At 65.4% G+C, this 13,212-nt stretch carries 13 protein-coding genes; 5 read left to right on the top strand and 8 right to left on the bottom strand.

Going from position 1 to position 13,212, the window contains the following annotated elements; all coding sequences use genetic code 11:
• Window positions 1-34: 34 nt before the first annotated feature.
• The 4 genes from QN357_RS05570 to QN357_RS05555 form a co-directional block, all read right to left on the bottom strand.
• Entirely contained in the window at window positions 35-1,012 is a 978-nt protein-coding gene (locus QN357_RS05570; RefSeq protein WP_323504642.1) for a cytochrome c biogenesis CcdA family protein, read from the bottom strand.
• 110 nt (window positions 1,013-1,122) lie between these two features.
• Window positions 1,123-2,196 carry a M56 family metallopeptidase gene (locus QN357_RS05565; protein WP_323504640.1) on the bottom strand — a complete coding sequence of 358 codons (1,074 nt, stop codon included), beginning with the start codon at window positions 2,194-2,196 and terminating at the stop codon, window positions 1,123-1,125.
• Complete coding sequence (locus tag QN357_RS05560; protein WP_322135610.1) at window positions 2,193-2,558, bottom strand: BlaI/MecI/CopY family transcriptional regulator; 366 nt, start codon at window positions 2,556-2,558, stop codon at window positions 2,193-2,195. The genes QN357_RS05565 and QN357_RS05560 overlap by 4 nt, the downstream gene beginning before the upstream one ends.
• A 140-nt stretch (window positions 2,559-2,698) precedes the next feature.
• Complete coding sequence (locus tag QN357_RS05555) at window positions 2,699-3,292, bottom strand: DUF305 domain-containing protein (protein ID WP_322135611.1); 594 nt, start codon at window positions 3,290-3,292, stop codon at window positions 2,699-2,701.
• An 850-nt stretch (window positions 3,293-4,142) separates the two neighbouring features.
• Here QN357_RS05555 and QN357_RS05550 point away from each other — a divergent pair.
• From QN357_RS05550 to QN357_RS05540, 3 genes are all read left to right on the top strand, one after another.
• Window positions 4,143-6,227: a copper-translocating P-type ATPase gene (locus QN357_RS05550; RefSeq protein WP_322140865.1), complete on the top strand. Its 2,085-nt coding sequence runs from the start codon at window positions 4,143-4,145 to the stop codon at window positions 6,225-6,227.
• A 479-nt stretch (window positions 6,228-6,706) separates the two neighbouring features.
• Window positions 6,707-7,039: a sulfocyanin-like copper-binding protein gene (locus QN357_RS05545; RefSeq protein WP_322135613.1), complete on the top strand. Its 333-nt coding sequence runs from the start codon at window positions 6,707-6,709 to the stop codon at window positions 7,037-7,039.
• A 58-nt stretch (window positions 7,040-7,097) separates the two neighbouring features.
• Window positions 7,098-7,394, top strand: a complete 297-nt coding sequence (locus tag QN357_RS05540; RefSeq protein WP_134447456.1) for an SHOCT domain-containing protein — start codon at window positions 7,098-7,100, stop codon at window positions 7,392-7,394.
• A gap of 675 nt (window positions 7,395-8,069) precedes the next feature.
• Here the strand turns inward: QN357_RS05540 and QN357_RS05535 are convergent.
• The 3 genes from QN357_RS05535 to QN357_RS05525 all read right to left on the bottom strand — a co-directional run bounded on the left by QN357_RS05535 (window position 8,070) and on the right by QN357_RS05525 (window position 10,598).
• The gene (locus QN357_RS05535) at window positions 8,070-8,213 is read right to left on the bottom strand and encodes a hypothetical protein (protein ID WP_166787303.1); all 144 of its coding nucleotides are present in this window, start codon (window positions 8,211-8,213) and stop codon (window positions 8,070-8,072) included.
• Window positions 8,214-8,241: 28 nt separating this feature from the next.
• Window positions 8,242-9,705, bottom strand: coding sequence for an FAD/NAD(P)-binding oxidoreductase (locus QN357_RS05530; protein ID WP_322135614.1), 1,464 nt, complete (start codon window positions 9,703-9,705; stop codon window positions 8,242-8,244).
• A 170-nt stretch (window positions 9,706-9,875) separates the two neighbouring features.
• The gene (locus QN357_RS05525; protein ID WP_322135615.1) at window positions 9,876-10,598 is read right to left on the bottom strand and encodes a DUF2202 domain-containing protein; all 723 of its coding nucleotides are present in this window, start codon (window positions 10,596-10,598) and stop codon (window positions 9,876-9,878) included.
• 141 nt (window positions 10,599-10,739) lie between these two features.
• Between QN357_RS05525 and QN357_RS05520 the strand changes: the two genes are divergently transcribed.
• Both QN357_RS05520 and QN357_RS05515 read left to right on the top strand, forming a co-directional pair.
• Window positions 10,740-11,429, top strand: a complete 690-nt coding sequence (locus tag QN357_RS05520) for a response regulator transcription factor (protein ID WP_322135616.1) — start codon at window positions 10,740-10,742, stop codon at window positions 11,427-11,429.
• A complete protein-coding gene (locus tag QN357_RS05515) occupies window positions 11,426-12,808 on the top strand; it encodes a HAMP domain-containing sensor histidine kinase (RefSeq protein ID WP_322140864.1) in 1,383 nt (460 codons plus the stop codon). Before QN357_RS05520 ends, QN357_RS05515 begins: the two co-directional genes overlap by 4 nt.
• Window positions 12,809-12,842: 34 nt before the next feature.
• Here the strand turns inward: QN357_RS05515 and trxA are convergent, their stop codons facing one another.
• Window positions 12,843-13,211, bottom strand: coding sequence for a thioredoxin (trxA, locus tag QN357_RS05510; protein WP_322135619.1), 369 nt, complete (start codon window positions 13,209-13,211; stop codon window positions 12,843-12,845).
• Window position 13,212 lies beyond the last annotated feature (1 nt).

The following is a 13,212-nucleotide window of genomic DNA, read 5'->3' as shown; positions in this document are numbered from 1 at the left end:
CTGGGGGACTGTTGCGTGTTTTTGGGGGCGGAACTCATTTGGTGGTGTCCTGTCCTGTGAGTGTCGGGGTTTCGGGGGCTGCATCGCTGCAGCAACTGGAGTCAGATTCCGTTGGTTCAACCGGCTCGCCGGTCGACGTCCGGCTTGGGTCCTGGGGTTTCGGTGCGGTGTGGCGGGTGGCGCGCCAGACGAAGTAGCCGATTCCGGCAACCAGCACGATCGCGACGGCCCAGCCGGGAAGCCAGCCGAGCGCCTTGGTCGCGACAGAGACACTGTGTTGCAGGTCGGCGCCGAACTGGGCGAGCCAGCCGCCTGAGGTCATGCCGGGTCCGACCGCGGCCTGGACATACGTGAGGATGGCCATCAGGATGAGCAGGACGGCGGAGGCGAAGCTGCCGACGGCGAGGCTACGGCTGAACCGACCCACACGCAGGGTGATCTGGCGTCCCTGAAGCCACTTGCTTGAGCCCCAGTCCCTGCGGTCCCAGATCAGCGCGAGAACAGCGAGGGGGGCGACCATTCCGGCCACGTAGGTGAGGCCCACGGCCAGGGCGGCGGGGAACGAAGCCGTTGCGCCGGAGAGGACCGCTACGCCGATCAGTACCGGAGCGCAGCATGAGCTGGCCGCTCCGGAGAACACGCCGAGTCCGTAGACCGAGGCGAGGCCATGGCCGGCCGGTACGCGGCGGGCGAGCATCGGAAGCTGCAGCTTCCAGCCGAACAGCATCGCAATGCCTCCGATCAGCATCGCCGTGGCGGCGATCGTGAAGACGATGGCGTGCTGGCCGGAGATCAGGCCGATCAGGGCTGTTGCTCCCAACCCGATCGGCACGATGATGGTCGCGACCCCGGCAGCGAAGACCAGGGTCGCTCCCACGATGCCGGAACGCCGACGCATGCCCGACGCCAAGTAGGCGGGCAACATCACCGACACGCAACAGGGCGCGAGCAGGGCAACCAGGCCGCCCAGGAAGGCGGCGAGCAGGGTGCCGCCGAACAGTAGATTTTCCATATATTCGTCGCCTTCACTCGGGCCGCGTCTTGCGCGGACATTCACCTATCCTCCTAAGGAGATTAGGTGATTGTGAAGCGATTGTCTAGCCGGCCTGCCGAAGCTGAAAGTCAGCTGGAGAAGCGACCCTCGTCCATGCTGTCGACGGCACACGGGGCATGCGCGGCGGGCGCAGGCGCAGGCGCGCTGCCGGAAGAAGAAAGGGACGCCGACAGGCTGGTTTCCGGCTCGGCGGGGCACAACGCGTGATCTGCGCTTGTGACGGCCGGCCAGCCGAGGGCCAGTCCGGGCGCGATCAGCAGGAGCGCGATCGCTACCGACACCGCACACACAGGGAAGCGGCCCACTGACTGGCGCGGGGGAAGGAGCCGGCGAACCCGGGCCGCAGCCCCAGGTCCTGCCGCTCCGAGTGCGACGGCCGGCACCGCGTGCGGGGGCACGGCAACGACGGCCAGGAGCGCCGCCGCGACCGTGAGCCGGTGAGTTCGTGCGGCAGCGACATCGTCGGCACGAAGTTCAACCAGGCGAGAAGTCTCCCGCGCAGCCAGCCGGAAAGGCGGGAGCCCGTGAAAGGCCTGCGACAGTGCCACGGAGAATGCCAGGGCGAGGTCATGCCGTTCAGTGAGGTGTGCGCGCTCATGGGCCAAAACCGCGATGAGCTCCTCGTCCGTCAAAGCGTGAAGCGCGGCCGTGGTGACTACAGTGCGCCGGTGGATTCCCGGCATGCAGTAGACCGCCGCTTCCGTGGAATCGAGGATGACGATATCGCGATCGAAATCCGGGCGACCAACCATGTCCAGAACTCGACGATGTGCATTGCGCTCCCGTGACATCCGGGCGCCCGTTGATGCCAGGCCCCAGAAGGATCGAGTGATGACGGCGCCGGCCAGCAGCGCCCCACCAATACCGACGGCGGCACCGGCCGGCGTCGAATACTGCTGTTGCAGCGCCATTGCACAAGCCTGGAGGTCGTCGATGATGCCCTGTCCGCCAAGGCCGGCGATGGGAATCGCGAAGGACAGGCCAGCGAGGGCCAGCGAGCCCACGACCGCGACCGTCAGGGCCTGCCAGGACGCGATAGCGAGCCGAGGCGCGCGATCGACCCAGTTCGCGCGCAACAGGAGCTGGGGGACGGCAAGGGAGAGCGCTATCGCGTACACGGTCAGGATGATTGCGACAATCATGACTCCGGCTCGTTGTCCTGTGCGGCGGAAAGCAAACGGCGGAGTTCGGCTGCTTCGTCGTCGGGCATTTCGTCGACGAAGCCCACGAGTGCTGCCGCCCGATCGTCGGCGAAGGACAGCGCCTCGCGGATGAGTCCGGACACATAATCGTCCCGGGTGGCCGCGGGACCATAGCGGAATGCGCGGCCGTCCCGTTCCTTGCTGAGCCAGCCCTTGCGATTGAGGATCTCGGTGACCGTCTGCACGGTGTTGTAGGCGAGCCCGCGATCGAGCCTGTCGAGGAGTTCCCGCACCAGGAGCGGGTTCTCGGCCTGCCAGACCTCGTTCATGATCGCGTTTTCCAGATCACCGAACTTTGCCATGGTCGAGCCCTTTCGAAAATTGGTGTCCCTCGCGAACCGACCGGAAATGGGAGTTCACGTCAATCGTAGTCACCTAAGGTGATTAGGCGGCCAGGAGCCGCGGAGTGCCATTGACGCTCCGCGGCCTGTCAGTGGGTCGGCTACAGGGTGGCGAGGATGTCCTGCATTTGTCTGATCTGCGCCGTCTGGTCGGCAATGATCTTCGTGGCCAATGCCTGTGCTTCCGGGTTCTGCCCGTCCTTGAGCTCGACGTCGGCCATGTCGATCGCGCCCTGATGGTGCTGGATCATCTGCTGGAGGAACAGTTTGTCCGCGGCCGGACCGGTCGCAGCGTCGAGCGCGGCCATGTCCCCATCGGTCATGGAGCCTGAGCTCATGTCCATTCCGGGCATGCTGGTGGCGGTCGCACCCCAGGCTGTGACCCAGGAGCTCATCATCGTGATCTCCGGCCCCTGGGCCGCCTTGATCTGCTCGGCGAGAGCGGTGACGCGTGGATCGACCCCGGTCTTGTCGAGCATGGTCTGGGCCATGGTGATCGCCTGCTGGTGGTGGTCGACCATCGGCATGGCGAACGAGACGTCGGCATCGTTGAACACCGCTGTCGATGCGGCGGGGGCGGAGGATGCGGATGCACTGGCGCCGCCGGCCGTGGTGGCACCGGCCGAACAGGCGGACAGGGCGATGGCTGCGGCTAGCGCGGTGGCGGTCAGGAGGGGAATGCGTAGGGAAATCAAGGGGAGTCCAATCTGTCAAACAAGGGTCGTGATTGTCGTCAGCGGAAGAAGATCCGGAGACGGCGAGTGTGCTCGCGGATGCAGCGAGACACGGAAATTGCTGGAATGGGGAGAGTCCGCCGCACCAGGTGGAGGCTCACAGCCGGTTATTGATCAGACGCGGCTAATCGACAGGGCCGTCAGCGAGGGCGGTCGTTGTGGAGGGAGGCGCAGCGGGAGAGTGGGTGCTGCGCGCACGGCGGAGCGGTCGGCAACGAGGGCAATTGCGTGCTGGGCTACAGGATTGGGGGAGTGCGCGATGAGTCCGGCGGCACACGCGGACCCTGTCATAAGGCAATCGGTGGAACACATGCCGAGACAAGTCGACGGCAGGTGCGACCTTCCAGATGCAGATGCCATGGAAATCGAGGCGGACGGCAGTTCGAAGTCCGACCCCCCTGCGCTGAGGACTGACATGTTCGAATGCGGGTCAGACATCGCGTGGGAATGCGGTGAGGCTTCGGATTCTGCCGCCATCCCTGCATGCATCGCTACCATTCCGAAAACGATGGCTGCAAGCGAGAGGATTCCGAGGAGCGAAAGACGCAGTTGCGCGGCGGCTGTGAACGCGCGACTGCACGGCTGAGCTTCCACCATGGCGTTCCCTTCCTTCCCGTGCCGTCCGGAGGCGGCAATGCTCACACTGTAGTCAACGGATGCTCCGCGCGGTCTGAGAGGGCCCACCTGATTCCGCGAAGAGACAGCCCGAGGTCACCATGGGGCTCATACCTATGGGGGGTATATGCTGATGATGTAGGCACCGAGAAAAACAGTGTCGAGTACCAGCAAATTCCTCGAGAGGATCGTTCATATGAGCCCATCGGCCGAGACCAGGATCATGCATGCGCATGCGGCAGCCACGACCACGACGAGGCAAGACGCCATGGGGCACGGCGGCGGCCATGGCACCATGACGATGAGCAGCATGATCCGGGATATGCGCAACCGGTTCCTGGTGGCCGCGATCCTCTCCGTTCCGATCACGCTTTTATCGCCGATCGGCCGCGAGGTCATCGGGTTCACTTTTCAGGCACCGTTCGGGCTCCGTGACGACATAACAGCGCTGATCCTTTCACTGCCGGTGATCTTCTACTCTGCATGGATCTTCTTCGACGGCGCCTACCGGGCATTGCGGGCGAGAACGCTCGACATGATGGTGCTTGTGGCCGTCGGCGTGGGATCGGGCTGGCTCTACAGCGTCGTGGTCACCCTCACCGGCGGCGGCGACGTCTTCTACGAGGCCGCCACCGTGCTGGCCAGTTTTGTGCTGCTGGGGCACTGGGTCGAAATGCGGGCACGGGGCGGCGCCAATGACGCCGTCCGCACCCTGCTCGAGCTGGCCCCCGCGCAGGCCTTCGTGATTCGCGAGGGCGAACCCGTTGAAATTCCCACCGCGGACATTGTTCCGGGCGACCTGATGCTCGTGCGCCCGGGATCCAAGGTCCCCACCGACGGCGTTGTCGAGTCCGGTGATTCCGATATCGATGAATCCATGGTCACCGGTGAGAGTCTTCCCGTGGCCAAGACGGCCGGCTCAACGGTGATCGGCGCCACCGTGAACACCACGGGCACCCTCCGGGTCCGGGCGACGAAGGTGGGCGCGGACACCGCACTCGCCCAGATCGTCGCGCTCGTGCAGGAGGCCCAGAATTCCAAGGCTCCCGGCCAGCGCCTGGCCGACCGGGCGGCGTTCTGGCTCGTGCTGGTCGCCCTGATCGGCGGAATCGCCACCCTCCTTGTCTGGCTGCTCTCGGGCGCAACCGGTCCCACGGCCATGCTGTTCGCGATCACCGTGGTCGTCATCACGTGCCCGGACGCGCTCGGGCTGGCGACCCCGACGGCGATCATGGTCGGGACCGGACTTGGCGCCAGGCGCGGCGTCTTGTTCAAGACCGCGACCGCGCTGGAAACAGCCGCACGGATCGACACCGTCGTGATGGACAAGACCGGCACCCTCACCCAGGGCAAGCCGGAAGTCACCGACTTCGTCGCAATCGGCATGGACGAAGACGAGCTGCTCGGACTCGTTGCCGCCGTGGAGCGCGAGTCGGAGCATCCGCTCGCCGCTGCGGTGGTCAGCTACGCTGCGGGACGGGGTGTGACCGTTGGCGACGCCGTCGGCTTCGAGAACGTACCCGGGCACGGGGCGGGGGCGACGGTGAGCGGGCACCACGTGCTCGTCGGCAACCGCAAATTGATGCTCGCTCGAGGCGTCGATATCCAGCCGGTGAGCGCGCGGCGTGAGGCCCTGGCGTCGACTGGACATACCGCTGTCCTGCTGGCCGTGGACGGCAACGTGGCCGGAGTAGTGGCTTTGGCGGATGCTGTGCGCCCGACCGCTGCGGCAGCCGTCGCGGCCATGCACGACGCGGGAATCCAGGTCGTCATGCTCACCGGAGACAACGAAGCCACCGCCGCACGCATCGCCTCCCAGCTCGGGATCGATACCGTGATCGCGGAGGTCCTGCCCGAAGACAAGTCGGCGAAGATCACGGAACTCCAGGCTGCAGGCAAGAGGGTTGCCATGGTCGGCGACGGTGTCAATGACGCCCCGGCGCTGGCGCAGGCAGATCTCGGGATCGCGATCGGTGCCGGCACCGACGTCGCCATTGAGACGGCGGATGTCGTGTTGATGCGGTCCGATCCGTTGGACGTCCCCGTCGCGCTGCGGATCGGGAAGGGAACCGGTCGGAAGATGCGGCAGAACCTCGGCTGGGCGATCGGATACAACGCCATCGCCCTGCCGATCGCGGCCGGCGTCTTCTTCCCCGCATTCGGAATCCGGCTCAGCCCCGAGATCGCGGCGATCTCGATGTCCGGCTCCAGCGTGATCGTCGCCGTCAACGCGCTGATGCTCAAGCGCCTACGCCTGCCGCGGCCTGCAGGGAATCCCTGAGGATGAACCATCCCATCACCAGGACTTGGCTCCAACCATGAGGCCGGATAGCCGGACAACATCCCAACGCTCGCCTTCCAGCAAGTAAGCCCCCGAGTCAATCCTCCATACAGTCTCCACACGCTCGCCAACGGTCCTGCATACGGGGCGCGCAGAGTGGACACCCTCAACGAAATCGTCAGAGGAGAAGCAAAATGCGCATGAACGCACTCGTCGTAACGGCGATCGCTGGAGCTGTCGCGACAATCGTCGGCCTGACTGGGCTGTCCGTCGGTGTCGTCACCGCCACGAACGGGAGCGCGCCAGTCTTTGGTAACTCGGCCGGATCGTCGTGCGTGCAGCCGCCACTAGCGGGATCCATTGTGAATGTGTCGCTGCGGAGCATGGGCGGCCCCATGATGGGCAACAACTCGAGGATGGGCGCTGACAACGGGATGACGGGTAAGAGTACGGGGAATCGAACGATGCCACGCGGGACCATGAGTCTCAGCATCGATCGATCCCGTGTCGGCTCAGGAGTCGTTTCCTTCCTGGCCACTAATGAGGGCAGCATCCGCCACGAACTGGTCATCCTTCCGCTGACGGATTCGCAGGTCGCGGGCAGCAGGCCGACCTCCAGCGAAAATAAAGTCGACGAGACCGAGAGTCTCGGCGAGGCCTCCGCAACGTGCAACGCCGGTGAAGGCTCCGGAATCGCTCCCGGGAGCGCCGGCTGGGTGACGCTCAACCTGGCGCCGGGACGATACGAGATCGTCTGCAACCTGCCAGGCCACTATGCCGCGGGGATGTACCAGGAACTGATCGTGTTCTGACTCGACGAACACGCGAATTCTTGAGCTATCGAAACAGAACAGAGCAAGGGAGAAAAATATGATGTGGGGAAACGGGTCTTACATGGCGTGGGGATGGCCCTTCGGGTTGTTGGTCGTCGTCGGCATCGTGCTGTTGGCCATTTGGGCGGTCCGATCCTTTGGCGGTTCGGTACAGCACCACGATCAGCGGGCGGCAACGTCGCGCGATGAAGGGGCCGTGCAGCCGAGCAAGGCTCGCCAGATTCTGGACGAGCGCTTCGCAGCCGGCGATCTGAGCGCCGATCAATATCGAGAACAGCTGAAAGTGCTTGGCATTCCATCGTCCGGTGCCGACGGCGGCGATGGAAAGCGCTAGACAAGGATCAGGAATCTTAGGGACCGTTCGTAATCTGACAAGATCATTGATGTAATCCGATACCCCCCGGGGTATACTGGTACTTCCGTTTCATCAATGAAGGAGAAACCCATGTGTAGTCCCGTCCGCTGCGACCGTTGCAACAAGATCACCTGGGCTGGATGCGGCGAGCATGTGGCCAGCGTGATGGCCGATGTTCCGCCCGCCCAACGCTGCACCTGCAACTAACCAGCACCGTCCCGTCTTCGCGAGGGGTTTCGAACGAGTGTTGACGAGCAGGGAGGCACTCATCGTCTCCGCACTCAGGCTTCAGAGCGAGACACATCAGCGACTGGTTGCCGTCTCCGGTGGCCAGTCGCTCTGCACTCTTTCGCGCGGCGCTGACCGCTTGCAGAGCCTGAAGTATTTCGAAGGAATGGCTGCGGCCCTTGCCGAGGTGCGTCGGGCAATCCGTCTCCTTTCGTATTCTCCCGACGAGGATACCCACGAGGCGCTTCGCGACATCCGCGATCGACGGGCCACCCAGTCCGGTGCGCCGGGTCGCACCGGTTGGGCGTGGGCGGACTACCTTGCTGGCGGGGTCGACGCGGTAGAGCGCCTGCTCGCCGAGTATCCCTGGCTAGCGCACGGAAGGCGCGGTTGCCCCGCCGACGCGACCCGCGCATCTGGTGACAGTCAGTCGTGATGTTTGGCGAGTCGGTACATCGTCCAGTTCAGGCCGAGGAAGCGGATGAACTGCAGGACGGGGTTGCTTCGTCGTCGCAATTCGCCCGTCCCGGGCAGCGGCGCTGCATCGATTCGTGCCTGTGCGTCGTCCACGCTGATCTCCCTTGGTCGGTGAAGCAGGTTATTCGGGGATGAGGTACCAAAGCGGGTAGGCCTTGGCCTTGTAGATGAACAGGGTGTGCAGCATCCGCTTTACCCAGTGCGCGGCGAGCCCGATGTCGCCGGTTGTCTCCTTGGGATCTCGGCCGGCCGTGTTCGGGTGCCGGGAGTAGTCCGGCACGATGGGTGACATCGACATGGCCGCCGCGGTGCCGGAGAGCATTCCCGTTCCCGTCGAGGCGATGCAGGCTGCCGCCATGTCGCCCATCGACGCCGTGTGGGTCGGCTCGGTGGAGCCGCTCAGGACCATGTCGGAAATGGTCATCGCCACGGCCTTTCCCATGGAGCCTGAGGGCATGCCCGTGCGTGGCGGCGCCGGGGCGACCAGGACGCCGTCGGGGGTCGCATAGGGGCGGGAAATCGCGTGCGGCGGGGCAAACGCGATCCCGATCCCGAACACGTTGTGGTGCAACGGGGTCTGGTATGTCTTGGGCCAGTCCTGCGCCGTCCACTGGTCGAAGGGTTTGGCTTCGTAGTTCGCGTCTACCCGCATGAACCCGCTGGGAGCGAAGATCGAACCCGTGATATCGGCTCCATCCCTATCGAAGGCCTCAAGGCCCACGCCACGGAACGGTGGGAGAAGCATGGCGAAATCGAACGGCTGGGTGTTCTCCGTGCCGTCGATCTGCCGGTAGTGGATCAGGCCGGGTTCGATCTCGGTGACCGCGGCCTGGGTGATCGCCTTCATCGCCCGTTCGCGGAAGAGCGACTCCATCCAGGCCTCGCTCGTGATCCTGCGGTCGCCCTGGCTGAAGGTCATTCCGCCGACGCCGAAATCGCCCAGCTCATGCTCGTTGGTCAGGTAGATGACCTCTGCCCGTTCCCGGACCCCTGCCGCGCGGAGCTCATGTTCGACATTGAAGGCATACTCGAACGCCGCACCCTCGCAGGTGCAGGTCCCATGGCCCACTCCGATCACCAGGGTCTGCCGGCGACCGGTCTTCAACGTTCCGATGACCGCAGCCAGGCGTTTAGCTGCCTCGACGGCGTGGCTGGGCGTGCAGACCGACACGGTGTGACCGGCGTCCGGACCGAGGCCCGGAGTTGCCTCGAAGTTCAGGCGGGGGCCTGTCGCATTGATGAGGTAGTCGTAACGGATGCGTTCCGTCTGGCCGGCCCGCTTCGGGTCCGTGTACACCACATCCACGGCTCCGCGGGGGCTGACGGCATCCCCGTCCGGTCGCAGTGCGACGGCCCGGGCCTGGCGGAAGACGATTCTCTTCCGCCGGTAGATCGGCGCGAGCGGGAACACCACCTTGTCGGGGCGCATCTTGCCGACACCGACCCAGATGTTCGAGGGGATCCAGTTCCAGTTCGAGTTCGGTGACACCACGACCACTTCGTGCTTCCTGCCCAGTCTCCGCTTGAGGAACAGCGCAGCGGTGTGGCCGGAAACCCCGGCTCCCAGAATGACGACTCGTGCCATGTCAGACCCTCTCAATCCCAGCCTCGATGCTGTTGATCTGAACCATACTCCTATACCTAAGGGGGTATCGCTTATATCTAATGGGGTATTGCTTTCGCGCTGTCGGTCCATCGCAGGGAGGGAAGAGGGGCGCCCACGGTCTATGGACGCCCCTCCACCGTCTGTTCGTGTCAGCCGCCGAAGGCGGACAGGTGGTGCTGCGAGGCGGTGAGCAGGTGCTCGTAAACGGCCAGAACGTCGGGAGCGGTGACTCCGGCCGAAGCCGCCGTCAGGTCGGCGATGTCGGTCGTCTCGACCGTGCGGGCCGTTTCCCTGGCCGCGTCCACGCTCGCTGAGCCCTGGGAAAGCAGGGTGTCGTAGAGCTTTTGGCTGGCGTCGGTCGGGAACCTTCCGACCTCGAGGCCGATGGTCGGGTCGGTGATGCTGTAGCGCTCCAGAAGAGTGCGAACGGCATCCAGGTGCATCGTCTCAGACCGGGCGATCCGGCTGAAGACCGCCACGTCATACTTCTCGGCGAAGGCGACATACAGGTCATGGGCTACCTTCTCCTCGGCCGCCAGCGCAGTGAGGCTGGCCTTTTGCTCATCGTTCATCGTGCCGCTGGCCACGTCGGCGAGGCCGGCGCCCATGCCCATACCCTTGCTGGTGTCGCCCTGCATGCCGGCACGGTTTCCTGCGCCCATGCCTGCGCCCATCTCGGAGGCGGAGCCCATGCCGTCGCCCATGCGGTTCATGTGCTCAGTTTGGGCGTATGGCTGGATGCTGGATGCTGTTGGTCCGGTACCCTGCGGATCCCCGCCGCGGTTCATGGCGGCGATGCTCGGTGTGGCGATGAGGGCGGTGATGACGACTCCGCTGGCGATCGCCGTGGTGATGATGATTCCCTTGCGCATGATGTGCTCCTTCAGATTGTGGGTTGTTGCTACCTACAAACTCCCTCCCCGCGGTGCAGGGGGTCTGCCGGGTGTGTGGAGATCGCGTGGAGAACTGAAGGCGCCGCCACCGCGGACGGGGGCGGCGGATAGGGTGAAGTTATGCCAACAGTGCTGGTCGTCGAGGACGAACGTGACATCCGGGACGTGCTCCGTCGGTATCTGGAACGGGCTGGATTCTCGGTGCTGACGACCGCGTCGGGAGCGGAGGCGCTGCGTCTGCTCGACTCGGCAGACCTCGTACTCCTCGACCTCGGCCTTCCCGACATCGATGGCACCGAGATCCTCCGCGAGGCCCACGGAATGCAGAACCTTCCCGTGATCGTGCTGACGGCCCGCAGCAGCACGGACGACCGGATTCACGGCCTCGAGCTGGGCGCCGATGACTACGTGACCAAGCCGTTCAGTCCCGCCGAGGTGGTGCTTCGGGTGCAGGCCGTGCTCCACCGATACAGCGGACTGCCCGGGGAGGCCGGCCCTGTCGCCTACGGCAACGGGCGGCTCCGCATCGATGAGGCCTCGCACAAAGCGTGGCTGGACGAAGCCCTCCTCGATCTGACCCCTACCGAATGGGGGCTTCTGGCCGCGGTCGCGGCCGCGCCCGGGCGGGCGTACTCGCGTTACGAGCTGGTCAACCGGGTGCGCGGCTACGAGTATGCCGGCTACGAGCGCACCATCGACTCCCACATCAAGAACCTCCGGCGCAAGCTCGGGGCCTCGGGAGCGGAAGTTTTGGAGACGGTTCTCGGCGTCGGTTACCGGCTTGCTCTCCGGCGGGACGATGCGTCATGACGACCCGTGGTCTTGGGCTCGGCCCACTCGGACGTCGGTTCCTGCTCGCGTTCATCCTGGTCGCGGTCTCGTCGGTGGCCGTGCTCACCGGCGCGGCCCTGGTGGGTGTGGATCGCGGAGTGCAGGTTTCGCAGCAGGCCGACCGCGAACGGGTTGTTGCGGCCGCCGCGGCGGCGGCTGCCGACGCCTACCGTTCTGGTGGTGGTTGGGAACAGGCCGATCTGGGCCGCGTCTTCGCGATCGGCGAGGCGGCGTCGGCCCGACTCGCCATTCTCGACGTGAACGGTACCACCCTTCAATCCAGTGCTGACAACAGCGGAAGTGCCAACAATCAGGGAATGGGCCAGGGTATGGGCCAGGGAATGGGGCAGGGCTCCGGGATGGGCCAGACGGTGGTGTCGGCGCCGATCGTGAGCGAGGGTAGCCAGATCGGCACCGTTCGAATGAACTTCGGCACCATGGTTGCGACGCAGGTCGTCGACGTGGCCTGGCCCTGGATCGCCGTGGCCGCCATCGTGGCACTTGTCATGGCACTCGGCGCGAGCTTCCTGGTCACGCGGCTCCTCGTTCGGCCCATCCAGGCGATCACGGGGGCCGCACGGTCGTTCACGGCCGGCGATCGGAACTCCCGTGCCACGGGTCCCGGCCCGGGGGAGCTCGGCGAGCTGGCCGTCGCCTTCAACGGCATGGCGGATGCCGTGGTTCGGTCCGATCGCGACCGGCGCAACCTCACGGCCGATGTGGCCCACGAACTGAGAACCCCGCTGGCGGCGTTGCAGGCCGGACTGGAGGAGTTGCGCGACGGACTCGTGCAGCCCACGCCGGAGGGCCTCGCCGGCCTGCACGACCAGTCGCTGCGCCTGGGCCGGGTGGTGACCGATCTGGCCGAATTGTCGGCGGTGGAAACCGCTGGACTCTCCCTGCACCTCGCATCCGTCGACCTGGCGCAGGTCGCCCGGAACGAATGTGCCCTCCGGGAACCCCAACTGCGCGCTGCCGAGCTCACCCTGACACTCGAGCCCGGGGGACCCGCATTCGTGCGGGCGGATGCCGACCGCCTGCACCAGGCCATCGGCAATCTCCTCGCCAATGCAGCCCGATATTGCCGGCCGGGTGACAGAGTGACCGTCACGATCTCCGTCGACCACGGACAGGCGGTGCTCTCGGTCGCCGATACCGGGCCGGGCATCCCGCCGGAAGAACTCCCACACATCTTCGACCGCTTGTGGCGGGGCAGTGCGGCGGAACAGGTCGCCGGTTCGGGCATCGGGCTCGCTGTCGCGCGCGAAATCGTCAGCAGCCACGGCGGGACTATCCAGGCGACGTCCGCACCAGGTGAGGGAACCAGAATCACTATCCGGCTGCCCGCCACGGGCTAGGGCCGGCGAGTTCGAACCATGCGCCGTTGGCAGGTCAGGCCGTCGTTTGCCGCGCGGAGATGCTCGCGCGCACCGCATCCATGTCCAAAGCCTGCACGCCGGCGATCACCTCGTCGAGGGACGAGGCGTTGAGCGCTCCGGGCTGGGAGAAGACGAGGATCTTGTCCCGGAATGCCATCAGGGTGGGAATGGAGCGGATGCCGGCCGCGGCAGCCAGGCCCTGTTCTGCCTCAGTGTCGACCTTCGCGAAGATGATCTCGGGGTGCTTCTCCGACGCGGCCGCGAAAGTTGGCGCGAACATGCGGCACGGGCCGCACCAGCCGGCCCAGAAGTCCACCAGCACGACGCTGTTGTCGGTGATGGTCTCGTCGAAAGTCTTTTCGGTGATGTCAGTGGTAACCATG

It is taken from the genome of Cryobacterium sp. RTC2.1 (assembly GCF_035018685.1).
Taxonomy (GTDB): domain Bacteria; phylum Actinomycetota; class Actinomycetes; order Actinomycetales; family Microbacteriaceae; genus Cryobacterium; species Cryobacterium glucosi.
This window is presented reverse-complemented; position numbering and strand designations above follow the sequence as displayed.